The following is a 20,887-nucleotide window of genomic DNA, read 5'->3' as shown; positions in this document are numbered from 1 at the left end:
CGTGACCACGCCCAACGTCGAGCACCGGATGCGGCTGTTCGACCACCGCATCCCGTCCCTGTCCGCCGGCAAGCACACCATCACCGTCGATCAGACCCTGGACGCGACCGACGCCGCCCTACCCGTACACCAGCAGCGTTTCGATGTGCGGGAGTTGCGGTTCACTATCGCGCCGACCGATGTCCAGGCCTGTTACCCGCTGCCTGGGGCGAGCGGCTCGTACAGTCAGATCCTGCCGCACATCACCCTGGACACCCCTGCCCTGCCGTGGCTGCGGCGCTTGCGCGGCCAGGCCAGGAGCGTGCCCTGGATGGCCCTGCTCGTCTTCCGCGAAGACGAGCTGCCCGACGATCCGCAGGCGGTCGGCGCGGTGGATGTCCTGACGGTGCGCCAACTACTGGGCCGGGAGAAGCCAGGAAGGCCACCCGCCATCGCGGACGAGCACATCTTCGACGACGAGTGGGACACGGTCTGCGCCACCGTCCGGGTGCCCGGCGCCCTGTTCACCGCCCTCGCCCCCAACCCTGCCGAGATGGGCATGCTCGCCCACGTCCGCGAGGGCGGGCCCCCCGACGCCACGCACACCCGCGCGGCGGACGAGCCCGAGCCGGAACCCGACGTCGAGGACCTGAACGCGGTCGTCGTCGCCAACCGCTTCCCGGCCGTGAACGGCGGCATGCACGTCGTCCACCTGCTCTCCCTCGACGGCTTCGAGGACTACCTGAACGGCACAACCCCGCCCGCCGAGGGGCTGCGCATGGTCTCCCTGTGGTCGTGGTCCTTCGAGTCCGTGTACGACACCGGCGTCGGCTTCGGCGACCTCGCCCACAACCTCGCCACCGGCCCCGACTCCCAACCCGACCTGCTGCTGCGCCGCCACGCCCAAGCACCCGCGCAACCCACCGAGGCCCAGCGCGAGGCCCTGGACCGGCTTGCGTCCGGCGCCGCCGCCCTCCCCCAGCGCCTGGACTCCGGCGAGCGCACCCTCGCCTACTACCGCGGCCCGCTCACCGCCGCCCCCGCCCAGCAGCTGCCCCCGCCCGGCGAGGACCGCGAACGGCTGGAGTCGGCCGGCGAGGCCCTGATCTACGTGGAACGGCACGGCGTCTTCGACACCAGCTACGCCGCAGCTTTCAGCCTCGGCCGCCAGCTCTCCCTCGGCGACGCCGAGTTCCACACCGCCCTGATGGAGTTCCGCAAAGCCGCCCGCAGCGCGGCGCGCCGCCTGCTCACCCGCTCCGGCCCGGCCGCACGCGCGGCCACCCTGGAGGCGCTGACCGGCCACCCGGCACGTGAAGCCTTCGACCGGCTGCTGACCGAGGCCGGCGGCGCGCGACTCAACCACGCGCTGAACACGGCAGGCGCACAGCTCGCGGCCGGACACCGACGTACCGCATCGACGCGCACGGCCGGCACCGCCCCGCTCGCCGCAGCGACGCTGCGCAGCACCGTCACCCAGGCCGAGACCCGCGGTCTGCTGCGCGCGGCGCTCTCCCACGAACTGGACCCGGTGGCAGCCTGGCTGGCCCGGCTGCCGCTGCTGGAGATGATCCCGTTCGAGCACCTGGTACCCGACCCCGCGATGCTGCCGCCGGAGTCCATCCGCTTCGCCTACACGGACCCGCACTGGGTGCGGGCGGCCGTGGACGGCGCGCTCAGTGTCGGCGTCGGCCACGCCGTGGACGCCGACCTCAACCAACTCGCCGCCGACGTCGCCGTCCCGCCGCCGTGCGCGGTGCTGCTGCGCTCCGATCTCGTGCCCAACTGGCCGAAGATCATCATGGCGGCGTCCCGCGACGGTGAGAGCGTCGAGCCGGTGCGGCGTGCCGTCTACGGCGACGACGTGCTGCTCCTGCTCTATCCGCAGGTCATCGACACGTTCACGCTGGCCGAGCCGCCGCAGGGCCTGCACTTCGGGTTCAGCGACATCGGCACGATCGAGCTGCGGCAGATCACCGCGCCTGACATCGGCGCGCCGATGGGCGAGTTCCCCGAAGACCCGGCCGACGACCGCTTCGCCTGCTTCCTGCGTCCCGGCGGCCACGACGTGCTCAACGTCGCGGGCCCGGACGACGCGCTGCTGCCCGCCCTCGGCGCGGCACACGACGACGCGGATCTGAGCTCGGCGCAGTTCGCGCTCCAGATGATCAAGGCCCCGCAGCTCCAGGAATTCGTCCGGCCGTGACCCCCAGGAAGCAGACGATGACGACGCAGCACACCTCGCGGCACCGGCAGACGACTACCGGACGGCGGACGTCCGGACGACGGGAGATGACGGCGAACAACACCCTCGTCGTCCCGGTCGAGGTCGCCGCCCTCGCGGTCAACGAGCAGACCCGCATCACCGACGGCAGTTTCATCTGGCAGCGCTGGCAGGCCGACTTCACCGCGCTGGCCGAGGACAACCTGCCGCCCGAACCGGTGCCCTTCACCTTCGAGGACTGGAGCAACGACCCCGGCCGTTGCGGCGTCTACCTGCAGTGGCAGCTCCCCGAGGCCCTCACCCGCGGACGCCACGACGAGGTCGAGGGTATCGGTGACTTCCCGCTCGTCCCCAACCGCTGGCTGGTGGTCCGCTACCGCGACGACACCCGCCAGACGCGCGCCTGGGTGGTGCAGAGCGACTACCTCGGCACCCGTGACGACGGCCAGGACGTGGTACCCGGCACCGCGTCCTACCTCGACCCGGACGGCAACGGCGCAAACGCCGATGACGAGTTGAAGGCCACCTTCATCGGACGCCGGCACGAGCTGACCGCCGAGCAGCCCTGGCGCGAGCCCGCCGACGCCCGCAAACCGTTCCTGACCGCGATTGGCTCCGGTCTGCTGACCTTCACCGCCTTCCAGCCGTACAACGAGAACGTCTTCTCGTTGCACGACCCGCTGGACGACGTGGCCGGTGACGCCCGCCTCAGCTACCACGTGAGCGGCTGGTACTCCGACCCCACGGTCGACATCGCCGCCGCCGGTGAACCGCTCGCCGAGCTGCTGGACCGCCTGGAGTGGCTCGCCCCGACCGCCACCAGCGCCATCGACCGCACCCTGTACACCGGCAGCGCCCTCGGCCTCCTCTGGGAGCCCGAGGGCGGCGTCCCCGCCTCGGACTGCCCCGGTCCGGACAACATCGCGGTCTGCGTCGCCAACAGCGCCGCCGAGGCCCTGGCCGCCCTCCCGGAGCAGAGCGGCGGCGACGGCGCGCTCAGCACGGACGAGGCCCGCCTGTTCGGCGCCTTCGCCCTGGGCACCCTGGAGGATCTGGACCGCCCCGACGGCGCGGGCGACGACGTGACCGCGCGCGCCGCCCACGACACCGGCTTCGGCCCGGCCCCCAGCGGCTTCACCTGGCGCGTCGTGGACGGAGACACGGCCGAGGCCCGCGCCGCGCTCACCACCGCCCAACGCGCCACCCGCCGCGAGATGGAGGAGGGCGTCGTCGCCGGCCTCAACCGCCTCCAGGCCGAGCACGACGCGCTGGCCCACGAGCTGGCCGCCGCCCAGGAACGCCTCTACCTCCTGTGGGCCCTGTCCCTGGAGAACCGGCCCTACCCCGACTTCGCCGACGCCATCGAGGACGAGCTGAACCCCGCTGTGCCCGGCGGCGCCGCCGGCCGCGTCGCCGACCTCTCCCGCCGCCTTGTCGCCAAGCGCGCCGAGATCCCCTGGGGCACCACGCCCGAGGAGCTGGAGACCAGCGCCGCCGCGTACGCCGCCCGCGAAGGGCTGCTCTCAGCCGCCGTCCTCAAGCGGGTGCCCGCGGATCCCTACGAGGACTCCGCCGACCCTGTGCTGCTTCTGCAGGGCGCGCACCTCAACGCCCCGCTCACCCGCGGCTCCGCCCTGCCCTGCCGGCCCGGCGACCGCCTGGTCACCGCGATCGGCCCGATCAGCGCAGGCTCGGTCGTCACCGACGTGGCGCAGATCGCCACCGGCGGGCTGCCCGCCATCGTCCCGGCCGCCCTCACCGAGTTCTTCATCCTCGCCCGCACCCACGCCGAAGGCGCCATCAACCCGGGCCAGGTCACCGGCGCGCTCCCCGAGTACGGCACCGAGGCGTGGCGCCAGCCCTGGCAGCCGCTCTACCTGATGTGGAAGGCCAGCTACACGCCGCTGGCCTACGAGGAGAACGGCCAGGCCCGCTGGCGCTTCGACGGCACCCGCTACCGCTGGATGGGCGAGGGCGAGATCCCCGAGTCCGTCGAAGTGATGGGCCGCCAGATCCTCACCCCCAGCGCCGGGCACGCCCTCGCCGGACAGATCGACAACTACGCGGCCTACCGCGCCGACCTGCCCCAGGACCTGATGCGCCAGCTGCGCGAAGACGCCCGGCACAAGGACTTCCTCTCCCAGACCCTCGACGGATTCGGCGCCACCCTGCGCCAGCGCGAGACCCGCGCCGGCCGCCGCCCACCCGAGGCCATCGAGAACCTCATCGGCCAGACCGACAGCCCCGCCCCGGTCCCCGGCACCCCACCCAAGTACGCCGGCCAGCCCTGGAAGGACTCCGTCTTCCACGAACTGCGCGCCGGGCAAATGGCGTTCACCCGCCTGTCGGTCGTCGACCGGTTCGGCCGGGCCGTCAACCTCATCCAGGACGAGCTGCACTTCGAACCCGTGCGTCCCGACCCGATGACCCCCGACCACCCCATCGACGACCTCGCCCCCGACCGCCTCATCGAGCTGGGCCCACGCCTGCTCCAGCCCGCCCGGCTGCGCCTGGACTTCCTCGCCGGCGACCGGGACGACGAGGAGGACGTCGCCGTCACCCCCGGCGCCAACCCGGTCTGCGCCTGGCTCCTGCACAACCGCCTCGACCGCACCCTGGCCTGCTTCGATGCCGAAGGCGTGGCCCTGGGCGAACTGCGCGAGGTCCTCTCCCCGCAGGGGCCGCGCGTCGTCGAGTGGGTCGCCCTGCCCGGCTCCTCCATCACCGACCTCGCCCAGCTGGAGGCCGTCTCCCCGCACGTCTACCGCTTCCTTGACGCCATCCGGCGGCGCGGCCCCGCCGTCCTGGCCGCGGTACGCGCCACCCTGGACGACTCCCTCGCCATGATCGACCCGGACGGCCCGGAGAGCACCGGCCTCGGCTTCCTGCTCGGCCGCCCCCTCGCCCTGGTCCGCACCCGCCTGGACCTGGAACTGTGCGGACCCGCCCGCAGGACGGTCGGCTGGACGGATGTGATCGACCCGCCGGATCCGGACCTGCCCGACTACCAGTGGTTCGTGCGGCTCGGCGAGCCCGCGCACACCGACGACGGCCTCGTCGGCTGCGTCCTGGGCGACGACTACGCCCACTTCGAGACCGTCATCGAGCCGTCCGGCGACCACGGCGGCTACCTGCGGCCCATCCCCACCGGCGGCGAACCGCCCATCCGCCTCTCCTTCGCCGGACAACCGGCCCGGGCCACGCTCCTGGTCGACCCGCGCGTCCCCGTCCACGCCACCACCGACATCCTGCCGACCGGCACCGTGCACATCCCGCAGGAATTCACCGCACGGGCCTTGGCCCGCATGACCGTCGGTTTCCGCGCCGGCCCGCTGCTGGCCGCCGAGGCCGCCCGCACGGCCGTCATGCCCGCCCCCGCCACCGTCACCGGCACCTGGACCTGGGCCGAACCCCACGGCACCGGCTGGCGCACCCTGCCCATCACCGTCCCCGACCCCGCCGCCCTGCCGCTGGGCCGCCCAGAAGTCCGCTCCGGCTTCCTGGTCCTCAGCGACGCCCTCTCCGCCGCCAATCGCCGCAGCCAGAACGGACCCGCCACATGAGCCTGACCGTCTCTCAGTCCGTCGCCCCCGCCGAGGCCGGGACCGCCTCCGCCGACGAGTCGGGGCTGGCGTACGAGATGAACACCAACCCCGACCCGGTGCGTGTCTCCCCCGCCACGGGTGCGCTGGAGAAGGCCGACATCGTCGTCGTCGGCAGCCACCTGGGCTTCAACCCCATCGAGATCCGGCGCGTCACCGTCGGATTCCCGGTCGGCGACCTCTCCCACGCGCTGACCGAACACCTGAAGGAGATCGAAGCCACCCTCAACCACGCCGGCACGAGCTGGACTGCCTCCCACAACGAGGCCGAGCAGGAGATCGTCTTCAACGCGCCGGGCGGAGCCACCGTCGTGGACCCCGGCCAGGGCGTCACCATCCAACTGCGCAACATCCCCGTCAACCGCCAGCTCGGCACGGTCCCGCTCACCGTCACCGCCAGCTGGCGCCGGGCCGGGACCAGCGCCTCCTACAAGGACGACGTCGACCTGCTGCCCGTCGGCAAGTTCCCGCCAGACTTCCGGCTCGACAAACTGCGCGCCGAACCGATCGCCCTCGAACACAGCGGCAGCACCACGCTCACCTGGGAGGCGTCCACGGGCGCCACCTACAAACTCCTCTATGGAACGGCCGAGATCGACGTCACCAACGTCCGCACCCACACGGTCAACAACCTCAAGCAGACCACCCCGTTCTACCTGCGCGGCATCGCCCAGTCCGGCAACACGACCGTCGAACGCACCCTCACCACCCTCGTCACCGTCAACGTCCCCGACCTGGAGGTCACCAACCTCTTCGTCCGCGGCACTCTGAACACCCGCCGGGTCTCCAACCTGATGCACGTCACGTGCACCTTGGCGGACAACGGCAGCATCGAGTGGAGCGCCCCCGTCGCGGTCGACCTGCACTCCGGCGCCAACCCACCGGCCATGGCTGTCCACAACAACCGCCTGTACTGCGTACACCGAGCCCTGATCGGTGACCACCTCCAGTGGTCCGCCTCCACCGACGGCGTCAGCTGGCTCCCAGACCAGACCATGGAGATCCGCAGCCCCGACGCCCCCGGCCTGGCGTCCCTCGACGGAAAGCTGCACTGCGTCTACCGCGCGATGGACGGCACGATCGGCTGGACCGCCTTCGACGGCGACCGGTGGAGCGAGCCAGTCCCGATCGCCGGCACGAGCACCACCCACGCCCCCGCGCTGGCCGCATTCCAGGGCAAGCTCTACTGCACCTACCGCACCCCCGACAGCAAGCTCTTCAGTACCGAATCCAACTCCGCCGGCGCCCAATGGAGCACACCGAGCGCAGTAGCGGACTGGGTAGATCGCGCCCCGGACATGACCAGCGGTGCGACTTCCCAAGGCGAAGCCGTGATCTCCGTCGCTCTCAGCCCAAAAGACGGGAAAAACTGGGTAAATAGCTACTACAAGCAGGGCGACCGCTGGTCCGGGAGCGGGGTGGGCCGCACGAAGCCCGTCCACGGTCGCGCAGCCGCCGCCTGTTACAAGCAGCACGTGTTCTACGTGTATCGGGACGACGACGGCTACGCCTACGACTACAGGAAGCCGGACGGCCAGTACGGCGCCGTCGGGACCCGACCGATCCTGACCAACCTCACAAAAGAAGCATGCACCCTGATCGTTTACCAGGACCTGCTGCACATGTTCTACATGCGCTGAGCCGCGCCCGGACGGTGTGTGGCAGGCCCCGGAGATCGGGGTGCCGGTGCTCATGGTCGAGGTCGATCGCTCCACCATGACCCCGGCCGACGTCGCCGCGAAGTTCCCCCGGTACCGCGAGCTGTTTCGCACCAAGGTCCGCGACAACTACCCGGCCCTCGCCGACCGGGAGCCGGCCGACCGGACGGTGCTGGTGGCGCCGCACCTGGCCCGGCCACACCCGCGCCGGGTACCCGCCGGTCGCCCTGGTCGTCACCGACGCCGGACCGGTCGCCCTGGCCAACCGGCAGCAGGCCGTCGCGGACCTGTCCGCCGGCTGCTGGCGCGGCCGGTGATGCCGGGAGGTCCGCGATTACGACGGCGACGGCTGGCGGGAGTACGACGACGCGGTGCCCATCGTCGCGACCACCCTGGAGCTGCTGGCCACCCGCGGGCCGCTCGGGCCGGTATGGTGGCGCTTCGGCCGTGACGGAGCCCGCTACTCCCTCATCGAGGCGCTGGAGAACCCGAACAACCGAGCCGCCTACGACCTGCGCCAGGCCGCCCGCGAGGACGAGGAGCACAAGGCCCACCAGGAGCTGATGGACTCCCTGGTCTGCATCGACTGCCGCGACGTTCCCGAGGAGGAGACCACCTGGGAGTACGGCCCCAGGGGACAGGTCGAGTGGACCCGCCACCCCGGCGGCCGCTGCCGGCCCTGCCACCAGGACCGCCAGGAGCGCCTAGAACGGGAAGCCGAAGAACAACTGGAGGCCGCCCGCACGGCCAACACCGCGCTACGCCCGTGCTGGACGTGCCGGGGCTCGGATCGGGGGGAAGGAGGGCTCGAAGCTGGAGCTGCGGGAGAAGGCCCGGCCGGACCGGCTGGAGTGCCCCGAGTGCGTACAGGCCCGCGCCGCAAAGGACTTGGGCCCACTGATGCTGCCGGTCCCGACCAAGCGCGAGCTGGTGGCCGCGCTGGTCTCCACTCCAGACGATCCGTGGTGGGAGGACCGGATGCTGCACGCCAAGCTCTACCCGGTGAAGGACCGCGCCGCGTGAGTGCCTGTCCTCTGCCACTCAACCTTGACCGGGTGCCACTGAGGTTTGACCAACGCGCTTTTCTGCCACTGAAGATTGACCGCATGGCTCGGCGAGCTGCCGGAACATCTCGAGTGGCATGAGGTCGGTTCGAGCGCGGCTTCGGCCGCTGGCGGCTACTCCAGGAGACCGGCGACCGAGTCCGGTTGTCGCACAGCAGTAGCTACAACGACCTAATCATCACCTTCTGTAAGTGCATGACCGCTAGACGTGGGCATGCTGTCGCGTGGCGTACAGGGACCTTCGGGTCGGGAGCCGGGCCGGCCGGCGCAGTGTGCACGACATTGGAGGAATGTATGGCCGTCGATCAGTCCGCCGAGCCGCAGGACAGCGTGCCGCAGAACGCCGCACTCTATGCCACCCCGCCGTTGGAGGTGGTGGAGAGGGCGGCGAGCGCCCGCAAGCAGCTGGAGGCGCTGGGCGCCGAGGTGTCGTTCAAGACGAAGTGGTGGGGGTTCGAGGTCCATCTGAACCAGGTGGCGGTCGATGCCTACCTGGAGATCAAGGACCTCGTCGCGGACGTCGTCGGCGAGTTCCTCAAGGAACCCCTCGCTACGGTGGTCGGCTTGGCGGCCATGGCCCAGAAGACCTGGGTCCAGGCGGTGTCGAGGGGCTATGGCTGCAAGCTGGTCTCGCCATGGATCTCGCCGACGATGCTCATCCCGGTCGGTCTGGGTCCCACCGAGGACTTCAACCTGTGGTGGACGGTGTTCCAGGCTGGCCAGGGCTGGAACGAGGACACCAAGTTCCCGGCCCACACCAGCGCGGCGAACCCTGCGGCGGCGGTGTTCAACGGCTGCCTGATCCTCGTCCACCGCGGCTACGGAAGCAGCGGCAGCGGCGATCAGCAGCTGTGGTGGACCGAGTTCGACCCGGACAAGGGCTGGTCCGAGGACGTCCAGTTCCCGGGCCACTCCAGCGCCGCCGGCCCTGCGGTGGCGGTCTTCGACGGCAAGCTCCACTGCGTCCACCGCGGCAGCGGCAGTGACAGCCAGCTGTGGCACACCACGTTCGACGGTACCCGCTGGTCGACCGACACCAAGCTCCCCGCCCACTTCAGCTCGGTCGGGCCCGCGCTGGCCGTCTTCGGCGGCAAGCTCCATATGGTCCACAAGGGCGGCGACGAAAGCTACCTGTGGCACGCCACGTTCGACGGCACCCGCTGGTCGACCGACACCAAGCTCCCCGGACACGCCACGGCCTCGAACCCGGCGCTTGCGGAGTACGGCGGCAAGCTGCACCTGGTCCACCGCGGCTGCGGCAGCGATGTCCAGCTGTGGCACGCCACCTTCGACGGAACCAGCTGGTCGACCGACACCAAGCTCCCCGCGCACTTCAGCCTGGAAGGCCCGAGCCTGGCGGTGTTCGAAAACAAGCTGTACTGCGTCCACCGCGGTTACGGCAGCGGCGACCAGAACCTGTGGTGGACCACCTACAACGGCAGTTCCTGGAGCACCGACCAGAAGTTCCCCGCCCACTTCAGCGGCGCCGGACCCGCCGCGATCGTCTACCGCGACAAGAACGGCACCCAGGACCAACCTCATGGTCGTCCACCGCGGCTACGGCAAACGCGCTGCCGGCACCGACGCCGCCGAAGTCGAAGCCCGGATCGCGGCCGAGGAATACACCGCCTAACCACCCCGCGCTGCCGTCGACCGGCCGTCAGAACCGGTCAACGGCGGCGCAGCCGTGCCGCGCTCGAACCGACCCCATGCCTCTCGGGATGTTCCGGCAGCTCGCCGAGCCGTGTGGTCAATTTTCAGTGGCAGAAAAGCGCGTTGATCAAACTTCGGTGTCACCCGGTCAAGGTTGAGTGGCAGAGGACGCTGGTGACCCGTCTCGCCGACGTTTGGCTGGCCGACTCCGCAGCCACTGGCACACGGGTTCCTCACCGCGCTACACGAACGAGTGAGTCATCAGGCGAGCCCACCCCTGCCGGAGCCGTTGATCCCTCCAGTCACCCTCGTCTTGCTCAACTGAATGAAAGCGAGGGGACCATGGCCAATGACTACGTGATCGTCCACGGCGAACGCGGCTGCAAGGGCAAGAGCCAGACATTGAAGCCCGGCGCCTACGACACGAGTGCCCTGGACGACAACGACTTCATCAGCTCCGTAACCATCCCGGAGGGATGGACGGTCACGCTGTACGAGGACTCCAAGTTCGCCGGTCGCAGCAAGACGCGCGTTGGCCGCCTGCACCTTGACCATCACCTCGACGTCGGCCTCGGCCAGTTCGGCCAGGAGCGGTCCGGTCCCGTAGGCGGCGTCGCCGTAGACCTCGGGGCGCTCGCCTGCGGCCCGTCGGCCTGTGGCCGGTTCGTCCGGGGCGGCCGGGTGGAGGACGTCGGCCAGCAGTTCGGCGGCGGGCTCGGCGTCGCCGACGTTGCCCGCGGTCACCTCGGTCGCGGTGATGACCTCGCTGTCGGGATCCTCGGCCACGTGGCCCTTGTAGCCGTCGAAGGACCGGCGGACGGTCTTGTGGCCGTGCCGGGCCTCGGGATCGACCGTGGAGATGACCCGGTCCCGGGCCACCTTGCGGGCGATCCGCAGGACGTCCCCGTCCCGCTCCAGGTCCTGGCCCAGCACGGTGGCCAGCAGACGGGCGGCCTGGACCACCTCCTGCTCCAGTTCTCGGCCGTCCAGCACGGTCAGCAGCGCGAAGCCGTCACGGGCCCGCGAATCGACCAGGGCCTCCCGCTCGGCCGGATCCGTCCAGTCGATGGCCGGCTTGGCCGCGCTGGTGTAGGCGTCGCCGCTGGAGATCGCCGCCCGCAGTTCCGTCCGTAGCACGTGATCGGCCGCCCGCAGCAGGCCGCGGATCGCCGAACGGATCAGCGTGATCGTGTCCTGCGTGGCCACCGCGTCATAGATCGGAGCCGAGTCCAGCACCCGGCGGCGGCCGACCAGCCCCGCCTGGGCGGCCACCTCCACCGTCCGCTCGAAGATCCGGTTCGGCCGGGCGGAAGCGGCCAGCCTCGCCCGCATGTCCACCAGGACGGTGTGCACGAACCCCGGGTGGTCGAAGTCCAGCCCGCCTGCCGCGTACTTCCAGCGGAACGTCGAACGCGAACCGCTCGACCGCCTCACGATCGGACAAGCCCTCCAGACGCTGCAGGACCATCACGACCGCCACGATCATCGGCGGCACCGACCTGCGGCCGTCCTCGGCGAACAGATCCGCGAACAGCTCGTCCGGGAACATCGCCCGGCACTCGCGGTGCAGCACCGCGTAGATCGAGTTCGGCGCCAGCCGACCCTCGCAGAAACCCGCCGTGGAGGAGAGCAACCCCGGCTGCATCGGAGTCCGGCCCACTGCCATCGCTCAACCTCTCCCCACACCCAGCGACCAACCACCCGCAGCCTGGCACAGGACGAACACTCAAGGCGAGCCCACACGATTAACACCAGCCACCTAGCTCCCCTGGCTCTCGGGCACGCACAGGACACCACCCGGCCCCCACCTCATCGGCCGCACCCCACATCGCGCCACAGTCTCCGGCGTCGGGCGCTCGGCGCCGATGAAGGAGACCGGCGCCGACTCCTCGCAGGTCGGCGGACGGGTCCGGGAACCGGCGCCCCGCGGGGGGCCCGCACGCCGCCGCCGACGGGACGGGGTCGGCGGGAGCCCTGCGGCCGACGTCAAAGGATCGTCGCGGGTGCCCGGAGGAGATGCGGCGGATGGATCACCGGTCGTGTCCGCCAGCCTCCACGCAGGAGAGCAGGAAGTCGAGGAAGTGGTCGTCGAGCGGTTCCCCCAGCAGGGGCTGCAGGAAGAGGAACTGCCCCTGCGGGTTGACCTCCAGCCAGACGGGCTCACCGTCCGGGGTCAACTTGATGTCGATGGCGCCCATGCGCAGCCCGAGTCGCTGCAGCACCTCCGCCACCCCGCGGCCCACATCGGGCGGCACGTCCCACCTGGAGATGGGCACGTTGAGGTCGGGGCGCCAGTCGAGCCGGTCGGTCTCGATGAGGGCCGCGTACATGCGCTCGCCGAAGCAGTTGAGCCGGACGTGCCTGCGGCCGGGGATGTACTCCTGGTAGACGGCCGGGCAGACGCTGAAGGACTCCTCGGGGATGGCCCGCGGATCGTCGATGTACTGGGTGAACATGAGCGGGCCGGTCGCGCCCACCACGGGTTTGACGATCACGCGGTCCACGGTGCGGGCGAACTCCAGCACCTCGTCGCGGGATTGGGAGACGAGCGTGCGCGGCACCCGGAAGCCCGCCTCCCGCGCTACGGAGAGCTGGTACAACTTGTCCGCGGCGCGGTCAGTCGCTTCGGGGGTGGAGATCCACTGGCCCCGGAAGCACGCCGCGAGGATGCCGCCGAGAGCGCCGCGGCTGTCGTTGTCGACCAGGCGCCGCTGGTGGTCGGTCGACGCGCGGGCGGAGGCCTGCTGGTTCGCCCGCATCCGCCGCCACCACAGCACCGACACCGCGTCGAGGGGGATGATGCGCCCCTCCGAGGTCAGGACGGTGCTAGGTGCGTCCCCATGCGAACTCCACGTCAGGCCGGGACGTCCGCTGATCCGGTCGCACTCCAGGACGTGGAAGTCGCGGAAGCCGCGACGCACGGCGGCATCCCGGATGACGTGGGTGTGGAAATCGTCCTCGACGGACACCGTGAGGATCATTGGGCGGGGCAGTCCACGCAGCAGTCGTCGGAGCAGCCGCACGAGCACGACTCCGAAGCCGAGCCTCCCATGCGGGAGGCGTCGATGCGCATCCCGGTGGTGGCACGGACAGCCTCCTCCCAGTCCCGGAGCTCTTCCGGCGTGTTCAGGCGTACGAACGAGTCGGGCTGCGCCCTGAGGATGACGGGAGGAGCCAGTTCGGTCGAGATTCTGGACCGGGCCTGCACGTCCTCGGCCACGGGGTCTCCGAGCTTGAACGATGCCATGGTGAGTCACCTCCACGGAGGGGTTGGTGAGGTGTGGTCTTTCCACCAGCACAGCACCGTTGAGGCGTTGCCGCATATCGAACAACTTGACGACTCAACAAACCGGGCGCATCAAGCCGCCGGCCCGACCCCGCGCCGCGTCAGGCGGTCGGGTGGCCGGAACGGTGTGGTCCTTCTGAGGGGCCGGGTTGCTCGACCACATCGTCACCGGCCGCCTGGACGACGTTGCGCCCGAGCCCGCCGACGAGGACGTCCTGGACCAGCTCACCCGCACGACCGGCAACGCCTACGTCTACCTCGAGGCCTGGCTCACCGCTGCCTACCTCGACGGCACCGGCTGCTACGCCGACCCGGCGGTCCGAGCAGCCTCCCAGCTGCCCGAACTGCTCCTCGGACACGCCAACCGCCGCCACTCCTGCCCACCCGGCTGCCCCGGCACGAGCGCGCAGTGCGATGGCTGCGCGCAGGCCTGCGGCGGCGACGCGCACCGCCGCCAGGCACTCATGTCGCGGCTGTTCGCCCACATCCTCGCCGACCGGCAGCAGGAAGCCAGGCGGCTCCTGGTGGTACCCGTCGCCGGTCCGGACGCTCCCGCCTGATGAAACGTCAGGCCGCTGGCCTACAACACGACCGGACCGCGTTGCGCCCCTGACCTGGGCATATGGACCACGCAAGAAGAGCTTGTGCGGGGTGCAACACGGCGTTGCACCCCGCACGAGCTCTTCGAGTTTGTTCTGCCCGACCAGAACGAAGCGGTATCACCAGTGCTACCGACGGCCGATATCACACCGCCCTGAGCAGCGGCTTTCCCCTCGGGGGAACGATGTACGCGCCAGCCGCGGCTTCGTTCTGCAGGAGCAGAACGGGGCGGTACCACCAGTGGTACCGCCCCGCACCATCACACGGCTCTGACCAGCATCGTTCCCCTCCAGGGGAACGATGTACGCGGAATCAGCCCCGCGGCCGCAGCTGGTGGACCTTCGCCAGCTGTCCGTCCTCGCCGGCCACCTCGTCTTTCTCGTCCGCCTCGATGTCCAGGGCCGCCCGGCCCAGGACGTAGAAGCGGCTGCCAACGGCGGAGTGCGAGAGCTCCAGCCAGCCCGCCGCCGCCAGCCGGCCGATGCTCCGCGAGGCGCTGGTGGTGCTCAGGCCGAGCTCGCGGCCGATGTCGGTGGTCGTCTTGGTGACCGCCTCACCGATCGGCACCGCGGTCGCGTAGTACATCAGCATCCGCAGATCCGCACCGGGCAGCGAGCCGGCCCGGAGCAGCAGCGCGTTGATCTCGTCCGCCTCCAGGAAGCGGACAGCGAACTCGACAGCGGCCGGGGAGCTCATGCGGTCCCCTTCTTCTTCCGAGGAGCGGTCTTGGGAGCAGGAAGTTTGACCGGTGCTGAATCTAGTCCGCGGTACAGCCCCAGTAGGCGATCTCGGCTGGTTCGCCATCTTGGTACAGCACCGTGCACCGGCCGATTCCTCGGCCGACAGGGTTCAGGAGTTGCGGTAGCGCGGCCTCCCACTGTTCGCGCGTGGGCCGGCCGTTGGGAGCCCAGCTTCGGACTTCGCTCCCGGTCAGGGGGCGCATCATGGCGACGTCGTCGCCGCCTTCGGCGTCGATCAGCGCGTAGAAGTCGAGCACTGTGCCGGTGCCTCCCGTCAGGATGTACTCCTGCCAGTCCTCGTCCCGCCACAGCTCACTGATGCTCTGCCCCGGAAAACCGTGATCGTCCTTCGCCAGCTCCCGCGCCTGAGCCTGACGGAATGCCGCTCCCAGATCCTCCTGGTAGGGCCCGGTTTCCGCCCATCCACTGCCACCCACGCAAAACCCTCCCTGGTCACCCGTCCTGGCTGCGCCGCACGCTAGCGGTCGCCGCTGATCGGCGGCGGGCAGCGGCTCGCGAGGGCCGCGCCGGGGCGCGGTCTGCTGGACGGGCCGGGTCGGACGCGGCGGCCTGCGCGACCACTGGCCCACGATCGTCGGCCCCGACGCCGCCGCCCACTGGCACCTGCGTGGCGGCCGCCGGAACCGGCGACCGCCGAGGGCGCCGGAGATCAGAAGTGGTGGGTGGTGTCCCGCTCGGCCGCTTCGATCTGGTTGATCCGGCGCTGCAGCGCGTCGGCCTGGGCACGGGTCTTGCGCGCCGCGTCGTGCTGGCCCGCGCGGTCCAGTCGGTCGGCCTTCTGACGCAGTTCGGCGACCTGCTGGCGCATCTTGTTGAGGTCGACCTTGATCGAGGCGGCAGCCGCCGGCTGGGCGGAGGCGACCTGGGCAACCGTCGCCAGGGCGCCGCCGGCCAAGGCTGCGGTCAGGACGAGGGCGGTCATGCGTCGACGCATGGGTGACTCCTTACGGTATTACACGGATCACTGACTGGACATCATCCGATTACCAGTCAGTAACCATGATGGCACGATCCTGTGCCGCCTCCTGCGCCCGAACCGTCCTACCCTGCGCACCGCTACAACCCGCTCCCCGGACCACTACAACCCACCCTTCCCCCTTTCACATCGCTCCGCTCCGGCACCCGTGAGGGCCTGGCCGCCCCGGCCCGGGTGCGGGAGGAGCCGTGCTGCCGGGTGCGCACCGAACGGTTCGTCAGCCTCGGCGGCACGGTCTTCGTGATCCACCGCCATCAGCCCGCCTGCCCGCGCTGGACCATTCCCGCCACAACCTGAATCCCCGGGGCGGGGCCTCGCGGCCGGTCACTCAGCCAGCTGGGAGGTGTCCGGACGGGCGGCCCGCTTCAGTTCCATCTCGGTTTCAGCACCGCCACACAGCAGGCCCGCAACCGGGCCGCCCAGATCTCGAGGCCGCCCAGCGGGTGTCGCAGCCCTGGGCCCCTTGCTGGTGGGTGTGGTGGGTGGGTTGGGGCGTTGGTCGGTGTGGCCGGGCGCTGCGCTGTGCTCTTGTTCTCGCGTCCGGCTGGTGCCGGCCGCTCGTGGTGGTGGGGCAGGGGCGGGCGACGCCGTGTCAGGTGGGTTCTGGGGGTGGTGGCCACAGGAGGCGGACTTTGCCGTAGCGGGCGCGGGCGGCGTCCGCGCTGAGTCCGAGCGCCTCGCCGATCGTGGCCCAGGTCGCGCCGGCCTCGCGGTCGGCGATCACCGCGCACCGGACCAGCTCGCGGGTCAGCCGCGGGAAGCCGGCCGCCGCGATGCAGTGGGCGCCGGGCAGCCCTTGCTGCGCGTGCAGCGCCTCGGCGATCAGCTCGTCCAGTTAGCGCAGAACGATATAAATCATTTGATGAAGCGGTCGCCATCGCGGGCGTTGGGGCACTGTTCGTCTTCGCCGCCTGGATGTTGTCCTGAGCGGTGGTGGGGTCACGAGCGCTGGCCACCCCACCACTGGTCGTCCGGGATCTCCCGTCCTACGCCGGGCGGCCAGGTTCGTTCTCCGCGTCGGTGCCCCGGTGGGGCCTGCTGGCCGCACTCGGGGCACCGACGCCCTTCTTCTACGTCGTCCGCTCAACCGGTCGTTGCGACGGCCGGCTCTGCGGTGGGATGGTCGGCGGGCGCGAGCGCCACCGGCGCACCGGGACCGGGCTGTTCGCGGCCGTAGCCGCTTCCCGGAGCAGGGCGTCGGTCGTGCCCCGGCCGATCGCCTCCCGCAGGCGCAGGATCTCCGCCTCGGCCTCGGCAAGCCGCCGCTCGACCTCCGGCAGCGGCGCACCGTCGGCGCGCCGGTTGGAGTGGATCCGTCGCAGGGCCTCGACCCACTCGGCTTCCTCCTGAGGGCTGACTCCGCAGGCCCGCACAATGCCGGCCAGCACCGCGCCGGGACCGCGTGCAGCACCTGGAGTGCGGCCTTGCGGTGAACGGCCGGCCCGTTCTTCTCGATCAGCCGGACCGCGTCGTCCACGATCTCTTCGCTGGGGATAATCGGCTTGCCCGTGCGGTCCGTCCTGGGGCAAGGTCCGCACCATGTCCGAACAGCACGAACTCGAACTGCGCCGCCTGAGCTCCGACGACTGGCCACTCTGGCGCGAGCTCCGCCTCGCCGCCCTCGCCGAGGCCCCCTACGCCTTCGGCTCCACCCTCGCCGACTGGCAGGGCCCCGGCGACCACGAGGAGCGCTGGCGCTCCCGACTGGAGATCCCCGGCGCCCTGGACCTGGTCGCGGTCCTCGACGGCACCCCCGTCGCCATGGCCACCGGCGTCCCGGCTGACGAGGACCCGTCCGCCGCCGAGCTGATCTCCATGTGGGTCGGCCCGGCCGCCCGCGGCCGGGGCGTCGGCGACCGTCTCATTGCCGAGATCGCCCGATGGGCCGCCGACGAGGGCTACCGGACCCTCAAGCTCGCCGTCATGCCCCACAACGACGCCGCCATCGCCCTCTACCGCCGCAACGGCTTCGCCGACACCGACGAACTCGGCGACCTCCTCGACGACGGCACCACCCGCGAACTCGTCCTGGCGCAGGCCCTATAGGGGACTGTCGCGCCGGGACGGTGAGCATCTCGGCGGCCGGCCGCAGATCCGCCACCGCCGAACGCACCCCGGCCGCTGCCGCGCCGACCAGGACCACCAACAGCAGCCGCGGGAACGCCCTCCAGCGCAGCCCCCACGCCCGATTCGACCCGCCCACGCCGACACCCCACGGTTGCGCGACGCGCTCGTTGCCGAACTGGTCGCATCGGACGGCCGCCACGAGCACATCTGCGTCGTGCGCGTCACTTGCTGACACCCTCCGGGTCAGGGCGCCTGAGCGCCCTGGCGCCGCGTGGCGGACAACGGTGGCGCGGTCAGGCGTGCAGCAGCATGCCGACGTTGCGCCCCTGAGCGTCGCGGCAGGTGAACACGTTCATCCCCTCCTGGTTGACGCGCAGGGCGAGGACGGGCCCGTCCGGCTCCAGCTGCCAGCTCTCGGAGGGCTTTCCCGTCCTGCCGGTGGCCTCCTCGCCCGGGTTCACCTCGTGCCTGCGGTCGCCTGCCTCGGCGAAGTCCTGGGCGAAGCGGACGGCGGACCGGTTGTCCGCCAGCGCGTGGACCAGGAGGACTCCGGTGAAGGTGTCGAGGAACTCGACATCCTCGTCCATCCCGACCGGGCAGGCGTCGTCCAGGCGCAGCAGGGCCGCCGTGATCTCGGGCTCGTCCGGGTCGGCGTCGAGGACCAGGTACGCCACTATCTGGGGGACCTCGATGGCGTACCCGTCGCTGCCCTGCGGGTCACCGATGTGTACGGTCACGCCCTCGGGTACGCGCAGTTCCACCCGGCGCAGTGGCCACGGTGCGGCCGGGTCGAGGCCGGCGTCGAGCGCGGGCAGGGCGGCGAGCAGCTCAGGCACGACGTCCACGGTTCACTCCTTCATCTGGTGTCCGATCAAGGACGGCGGCCGGGGACAGACGGTTCCTTCCATCCCGAAGTGCCCGTCCCCGACAACGGGGACGAGCAGTTCCCGCGCGCTCGGGATGCCGCCCACCGGGCCCTGCGCACCGCCGTGGAGCAGCCGGCCGGGTCCCGTGGGCGGGATTGGCTCGTGGTCGGGTGATGTTGGAGGCATCTTCGTCGAGGCGGGCGGCTCTGCGTTCAGCCTGCCCACCGGCGACCTCGCCCGCCAGCTCCGCGCGTGCCATCAAGCTTGGTGGTGGTCGATCGTCCGGCCGCCGTCCTCACCCGCGGCCCGCAGCGCCATAGAGGCGTGAACGCGCGGCGAAGGCATCGCGCAGGTGGATGGGACGGCTGGCTGTCCGGAAGGCCCAGGTGGTAGGGGCTGTGTGGCCCATTCCGCCGGATTCGCCGGGTGCCACGGTGGGAAAGGGGCCGGGGTAGGGAGAGGCCGTGGACGAGCATGCTGACGCCCGCCGCGTCATCGACGGCTTCTTCGCCGAGCGCGAGGCCCTTGCGCACACCCGGGCTGGCTTTCCCTCGATGCGGACGCCATCCACTCCCAGCGCGAGCGCTTCGCCCGCACAGGTCGGCTCACCGCCGACGAGGTACTCCAGGTACGGATGTGGGCGGTCGACCGGGCTCTGGCCGCATTCACCGAGGAGGGCCGTCTGGCCAGCGCGGTCGAGGAGGCCGTTCACGAGTACCGGATCGTCGCCCGCTGGGCCGAGGAGCAATATCCGAGCGAGCCGTGAGCACGCCCGCAGCGCTGGCCCGGACCGCAGTGAGCCCGCACGCCCCGGACGAGACCCTGGCCGAGGTCCTGGCCGCGTATGCAAAAGCGGCCCAGCAGGCTGACGCGGTGATCACCAAGTGTTCCGGACCTCGGGCTGCCCGTCGGGGCCGGCAGCGCCGGCCTGTGGCTGGTGGGGCCGGTACCGACCGCTGGCCGCGCCATGGCCGTGCCCGTCCTGAACTGAGCGCGCGGGCAAGGCAACGGCAGCCTATGGCGGTGTGGCCGAGCGCTGCGCCCGCCGGGTTCGGCACTCGGGACTCGCCGCCGAGTAACCGGCCCGAGGCCCGTGTGACCCGTTGACCTGGACGTGACCCCGCCTCGCTCGGCTCGTTGAAGGTTGGTAGTCCCGGGGCCTCCGAGGCGAGTTCCTGGCAGGCCCCGGCCCGGGGGCCGGTGTGTTGTCGGGCGCCCTCTTGGCCAGGGCAGGGGTTGGGCGTGTAGGCAGGTGTGCTGGCCGGGGCCTGCGGTGGTGGCGAGCGGGCGGGCGATGTCGTCCGCGATTTCGACGCGGAAGGTGCCGGTGGCGTCGGCGAACACCGGTTGGCCGTCTCGGGTGGTTTCGCCGGTGGCGTGGACGATGATGACTTCCGGTGGGGCGTGGCCGCCGGGGACGCCGGGCAGGATGATCGCGTAGCGTGACGAGGCGTTCATGGCCGGCTCCGCCGATGTGGGCGGTCGCCGTGCAGGGCCGCGTAGACGCTGTCACGGATCGTGAATACTTCGTCGGTGCCGGTGACTTCGAGGAGTCGGCGGACCTGGGGTGGGAGGGACGTCAGAACGAGGAGGGTGCCGGCCAGGGCCGCGTCCTGGAGGGTCTGGAGGAGGGCGTTGGGGCCGGAGGAGTCGCAGAAGCTGACGGCGGCCATATCGACGATCAGCTGGTGCGGGCGCTGGCTGACGGCCCGCGCGAGGGCGTTTCCCAGCTTGGGCCGCTGGACCTGGTCGATCTCGCCTGCGAGGCGGCAGACGACGGTTTCCCCGGTCGACAGCGTGGTGATCCGCAGGCACGGGCCGATGGTGTCGCTGTCGTCTGCAGGGATGATGCGTTTGGCGGACATGAGCGGGCTCCCTCCCCACGAGGAGAAGCTGTCCGCCTTCGAGCTTGCCTCGTTGCCCGCCTCGACACCATCCCCGCACGCTGCCGGAGCCGACCGCTCAAACCGACCCCGACAACGCCTCGTGTGTGACCGAAACACCGGCCACTAAACGCCGGCTTCCGCTCCGGGCGCGCCGGACGCCGAGCGTCACCCGGAAGATTTCAAGTCCAGTGAGACGGTCGTGACGTTATGAGGTTTGTGGTGCGGGTTCCCTGCGCTTGGCCGGGTCGTTGATCCACGCCGTCTT

The 20,887-nt window shown here is 71.0% G+C and carries 20 protein-coding genes and 1 pseudogene; 8 read left to right on the top strand and 13 right to left on the bottom strand.

Annotated elements, in window-relative coordinates:
- Nucleotide 1: 1 nt before the first annotated feature.
- The 5 genes and pseudogenes from ACH4J0_RS40015 to ACH4J0_RS39995 all read left to right on the top strand — a co-directional run bounded on the left by ACH4J0_RS40015 (nt 2) and on the right by ACH4J0_RS39995 (nt 8,486).
- On the top strand, nt 2–2,185 hold the full coding sequence (locus ACH4J0_RS40015) for a hypothetical protein (RefSeq protein ID WP_396246117.1): 2,184 nt from the start codon (nt 2–4) through the stop codon (nt 2,183–2,185).
- 17 nt (nt 2,186–2,202) lie between these two features.
- Nucleotides 2,203–5,766 carry a hypothetical protein gene (locus tag ACH4J0_RS40010; protein ID WP_396246116.1) on the top strand — a complete coding sequence of 1,188 codons (3,564 nt, stop codon included), beginning with the start codon at nt 2,203–2,205 and terminating at the stop codon, nt 5,764–5,766.
- On the top strand, nt 5,763–7,445 hold the full coding sequence (locus ACH4J0_RS40005; RefSeq protein ID WP_396246115.1) for a hypothetical protein: 1,683 nt from the start codon (nt 5,763–5,765) through the stop codon (nt 7,443–7,445). Before ACH4J0_RS40010 ends, ACH4J0_RS40005 begins: the two co-directional genes overlap by 4 nt.
- A 10-nt stretch (nt 7,446–7,455) precedes the next feature.
- Nucleotides 7,456–7,914: pseudogene (locus ACH4J0_RS40000) on the top strand (hypothetical protein); the annotation flags it as partial.
- A 449-nt stretch (nt 7,915–8,363) separates the two neighbouring features.
- Complete coding sequence (locus tag ACH4J0_RS39995; protein WP_396246114.1) at nt 8,364–8,486, top strand: hypothetical protein; 123 nt, start codon at nt 8,364–8,366, stop codon at nt 8,484–8,486.
- 212 nt (nt 8,487–8,698) lie between these two features.
- Here ACH4J0_RS39995 and ACH4J0_RS39990 read toward each other — a convergent pair whose 3' ends face one another.
- From ACH4J0_RS39990 to ACH4J0_RS39970, 5 genes are all read right to left on the bottom strand, one after another.
- A complete protein-coding gene (locus ACH4J0_RS39990) occupies nt 8,699–9,808 on the bottom strand; it encodes a hypothetical protein (protein WP_396246113.1) in 1,110 nt (369 codons plus the stop codon).
- A gap of 633 nt (nt 9,809–10,441) precedes the next feature.
- Entirely contained in the window at nt 10,442–10,966 is a 525-nt protein-coding gene (locus ACH4J0_RS39985; RefSeq protein WP_396246121.1) for a transposase, read from the bottom strand.
- 424 nt (nt 10,967–11,390) lie between these two features.
- Nucleotides 11,391–11,813 (bottom strand): hypothetical protein, encoded by a 423-nt coding sequence (locus ACH4J0_RS39980; RefSeq protein WP_396246123.1) that lies wholly within the window; start codon nt 11,811–11,813, stop codon nt 11,391–11,393.
- A 397-nt stretch (nt 11,814–12,210) separates the two neighbouring features.
- Entirely contained in the window at nt 12,211–13,161 is a 951-nt protein-coding gene (locus ACH4J0_RS39975) for a RimK family alpha-L-glutamate ligase (RefSeq protein WP_396246112.1), read from the bottom strand.
- Nucleotides 13,158–13,427 carry a hypothetical protein gene (locus tag ACH4J0_RS39970; RefSeq protein WP_030556414.1) on the bottom strand — a complete coding sequence of 90 codons (270 nt, stop codon included), beginning with the start codon at nt 13,425–13,427 and terminating at the stop codon, nt 13,158–13,160. The genes ACH4J0_RS39975 and ACH4J0_RS39970 overlap by 4 nt, the downstream gene beginning before the upstream one ends.
- 188 nt (nt 13,428–13,615) lie before the next feature.
- Between ACH4J0_RS39970 and ACH4J0_RS39965 the strand changes: the two genes are divergently transcribed.
- Complete coding sequence (locus ACH4J0_RS39965; RefSeq protein WP_396246111.1) at nt 13,616–14,026, top strand: hypothetical protein; 411 nt, start codon at nt 13,616–13,618, stop codon at nt 14,024–14,026.
- 352 nt (nt 14,027–14,378) lie between these two features.
- On the opposite strand, the gene ACH4J0_RS39960 is transcribed toward ACH4J0_RS39965, so the two are convergent.
- The 5 genes from ACH4J0_RS39960 to ACH4J0_RS39940 form a co-directional block, all read right to left on the bottom strand.
- Nucleotides 14,379–14,762 (bottom strand): MarR family transcriptional regulator, encoded by a 384-nt coding sequence (locus tag ACH4J0_RS39960; protein ID WP_396246110.1) that lies wholly within the window; start codon nt 14,760–14,762, stop codon nt 14,379–14,381.
- Nucleotides 14,763–14,823: 61 nt separating this feature from the next.
- Nucleotides 14,824–15,243 (bottom strand): hypothetical protein, encoded by a 420-nt coding sequence (locus ACH4J0_RS39955; RefSeq protein ID WP_396246109.1) that lies wholly within the window; start codon nt 15,241–15,243, stop codon nt 14,824–14,826.
- A 233-nt stretch (nt 15,244–15,476) separates the two neighbouring features.
- A complete protein-coding gene (locus tag ACH4J0_RS39950; protein ID WP_046385941.1) occupies nt 15,477–15,761 on the bottom strand; it encodes a hypothetical protein in 285 nt (94 codons plus the stop codon).
- Between the two features lie 634 nt (nt 15,762–16,395).
- On the bottom strand, nt 16,396–16,527 hold the full coding sequence (locus ACH4J0_RS39945) for a hypothetical protein (RefSeq protein ID WP_396246108.1): 132 nt from the start codon (nt 16,525–16,527) through the stop codon (nt 16,396–16,398).
- A 346-nt stretch (nt 16,528–16,873) separates the two neighbouring features.
- Complete coding sequence (locus ACH4J0_RS39940) at nt 16,874–17,191, bottom strand: hypothetical protein (RefSeq protein WP_396246107.1); 318 nt, start codon at nt 17,189–17,191, stop codon at nt 16,874–16,876.
- Between the two features lie 151 nt (nt 17,192–17,342).
- On the opposite strand from ACH4J0_RS39940, the gene ACH4J0_RS39935 reads away from it, so the two are divergent.
- A complete protein-coding gene (locus ACH4J0_RS39935; RefSeq protein WP_360467385.1) occupies nt 17,343–17,849 on the top strand; it encodes a GNAT family N-acetyltransferase in 507 nt (168 codons plus the stop codon).
- A 314-nt stretch (nt 17,850–18,163) separates the two neighbouring features.
- Here the strand turns inward: ACH4J0_RS39935 and ACH4J0_RS39930 are convergent, their stop codons facing one another.
- Complete coding sequence (locus tag ACH4J0_RS39930) at nt 18,164–18,715, bottom strand: hypothetical protein (RefSeq protein ID WP_396246106.1); 552 nt, start codon at nt 18,713–18,715, stop codon at nt 18,164–18,166.
- Nucleotides 18,716–19,370: 655 nt separating this feature from the next.
- On the opposite strand from ACH4J0_RS39930, the gene ACH4J0_RS39925 reads away from it, so the two are divergent.
- On the top strand, nt 19,371–19,502 hold the full coding sequence (locus ACH4J0_RS39925; RefSeq protein WP_396246122.1) for a hypothetical protein: 132 nt from the start codon (nt 19,371–19,373) through the stop codon (nt 19,500–19,502).
- On the opposite strand, the gene ACH4J0_RS39920 is transcribed toward ACH4J0_RS39925, so the two are convergent.
- Complete coding sequence (locus ACH4J0_RS39920; protein ID WP_396246105.1) at nt 19,445–20,194, bottom strand: DUF6296 family protein; 750 nt, start codon at nt 20,192–20,194, stop codon at nt 19,445–19,447. The genes ACH4J0_RS39925 and ACH4J0_RS39920 overlap by 58 nt on opposite strands.
- Nucleotides 20,191–20,601, bottom strand: a complete 411-nt coding sequence (locus tag ACH4J0_RS39915; RefSeq protein ID WP_396246104.1) for an STAS domain-containing protein — start codon at nt 20,599–20,601, stop codon at nt 20,191–20,193. The genes ACH4J0_RS39920 and ACH4J0_RS39915 overlap by 4 nt, the downstream gene beginning before the upstream one ends.
- Nucleotides 20,602–20,887 lie beyond the last annotated feature (286 nt).

Source organism: Kitasatospora sp. NPDC017646, from assembly GCF_044329365.1.
GTDB lineage: Bacteria > Actinomycetota > Actinomycetes > Streptomycetales > Streptomycetaceae > Kitasatospora.
The sequence above is the reverse complement of the archived record's forward strand: the minus strand, read 5'-3'. Positions and strand labels throughout refer to the sequence as shown.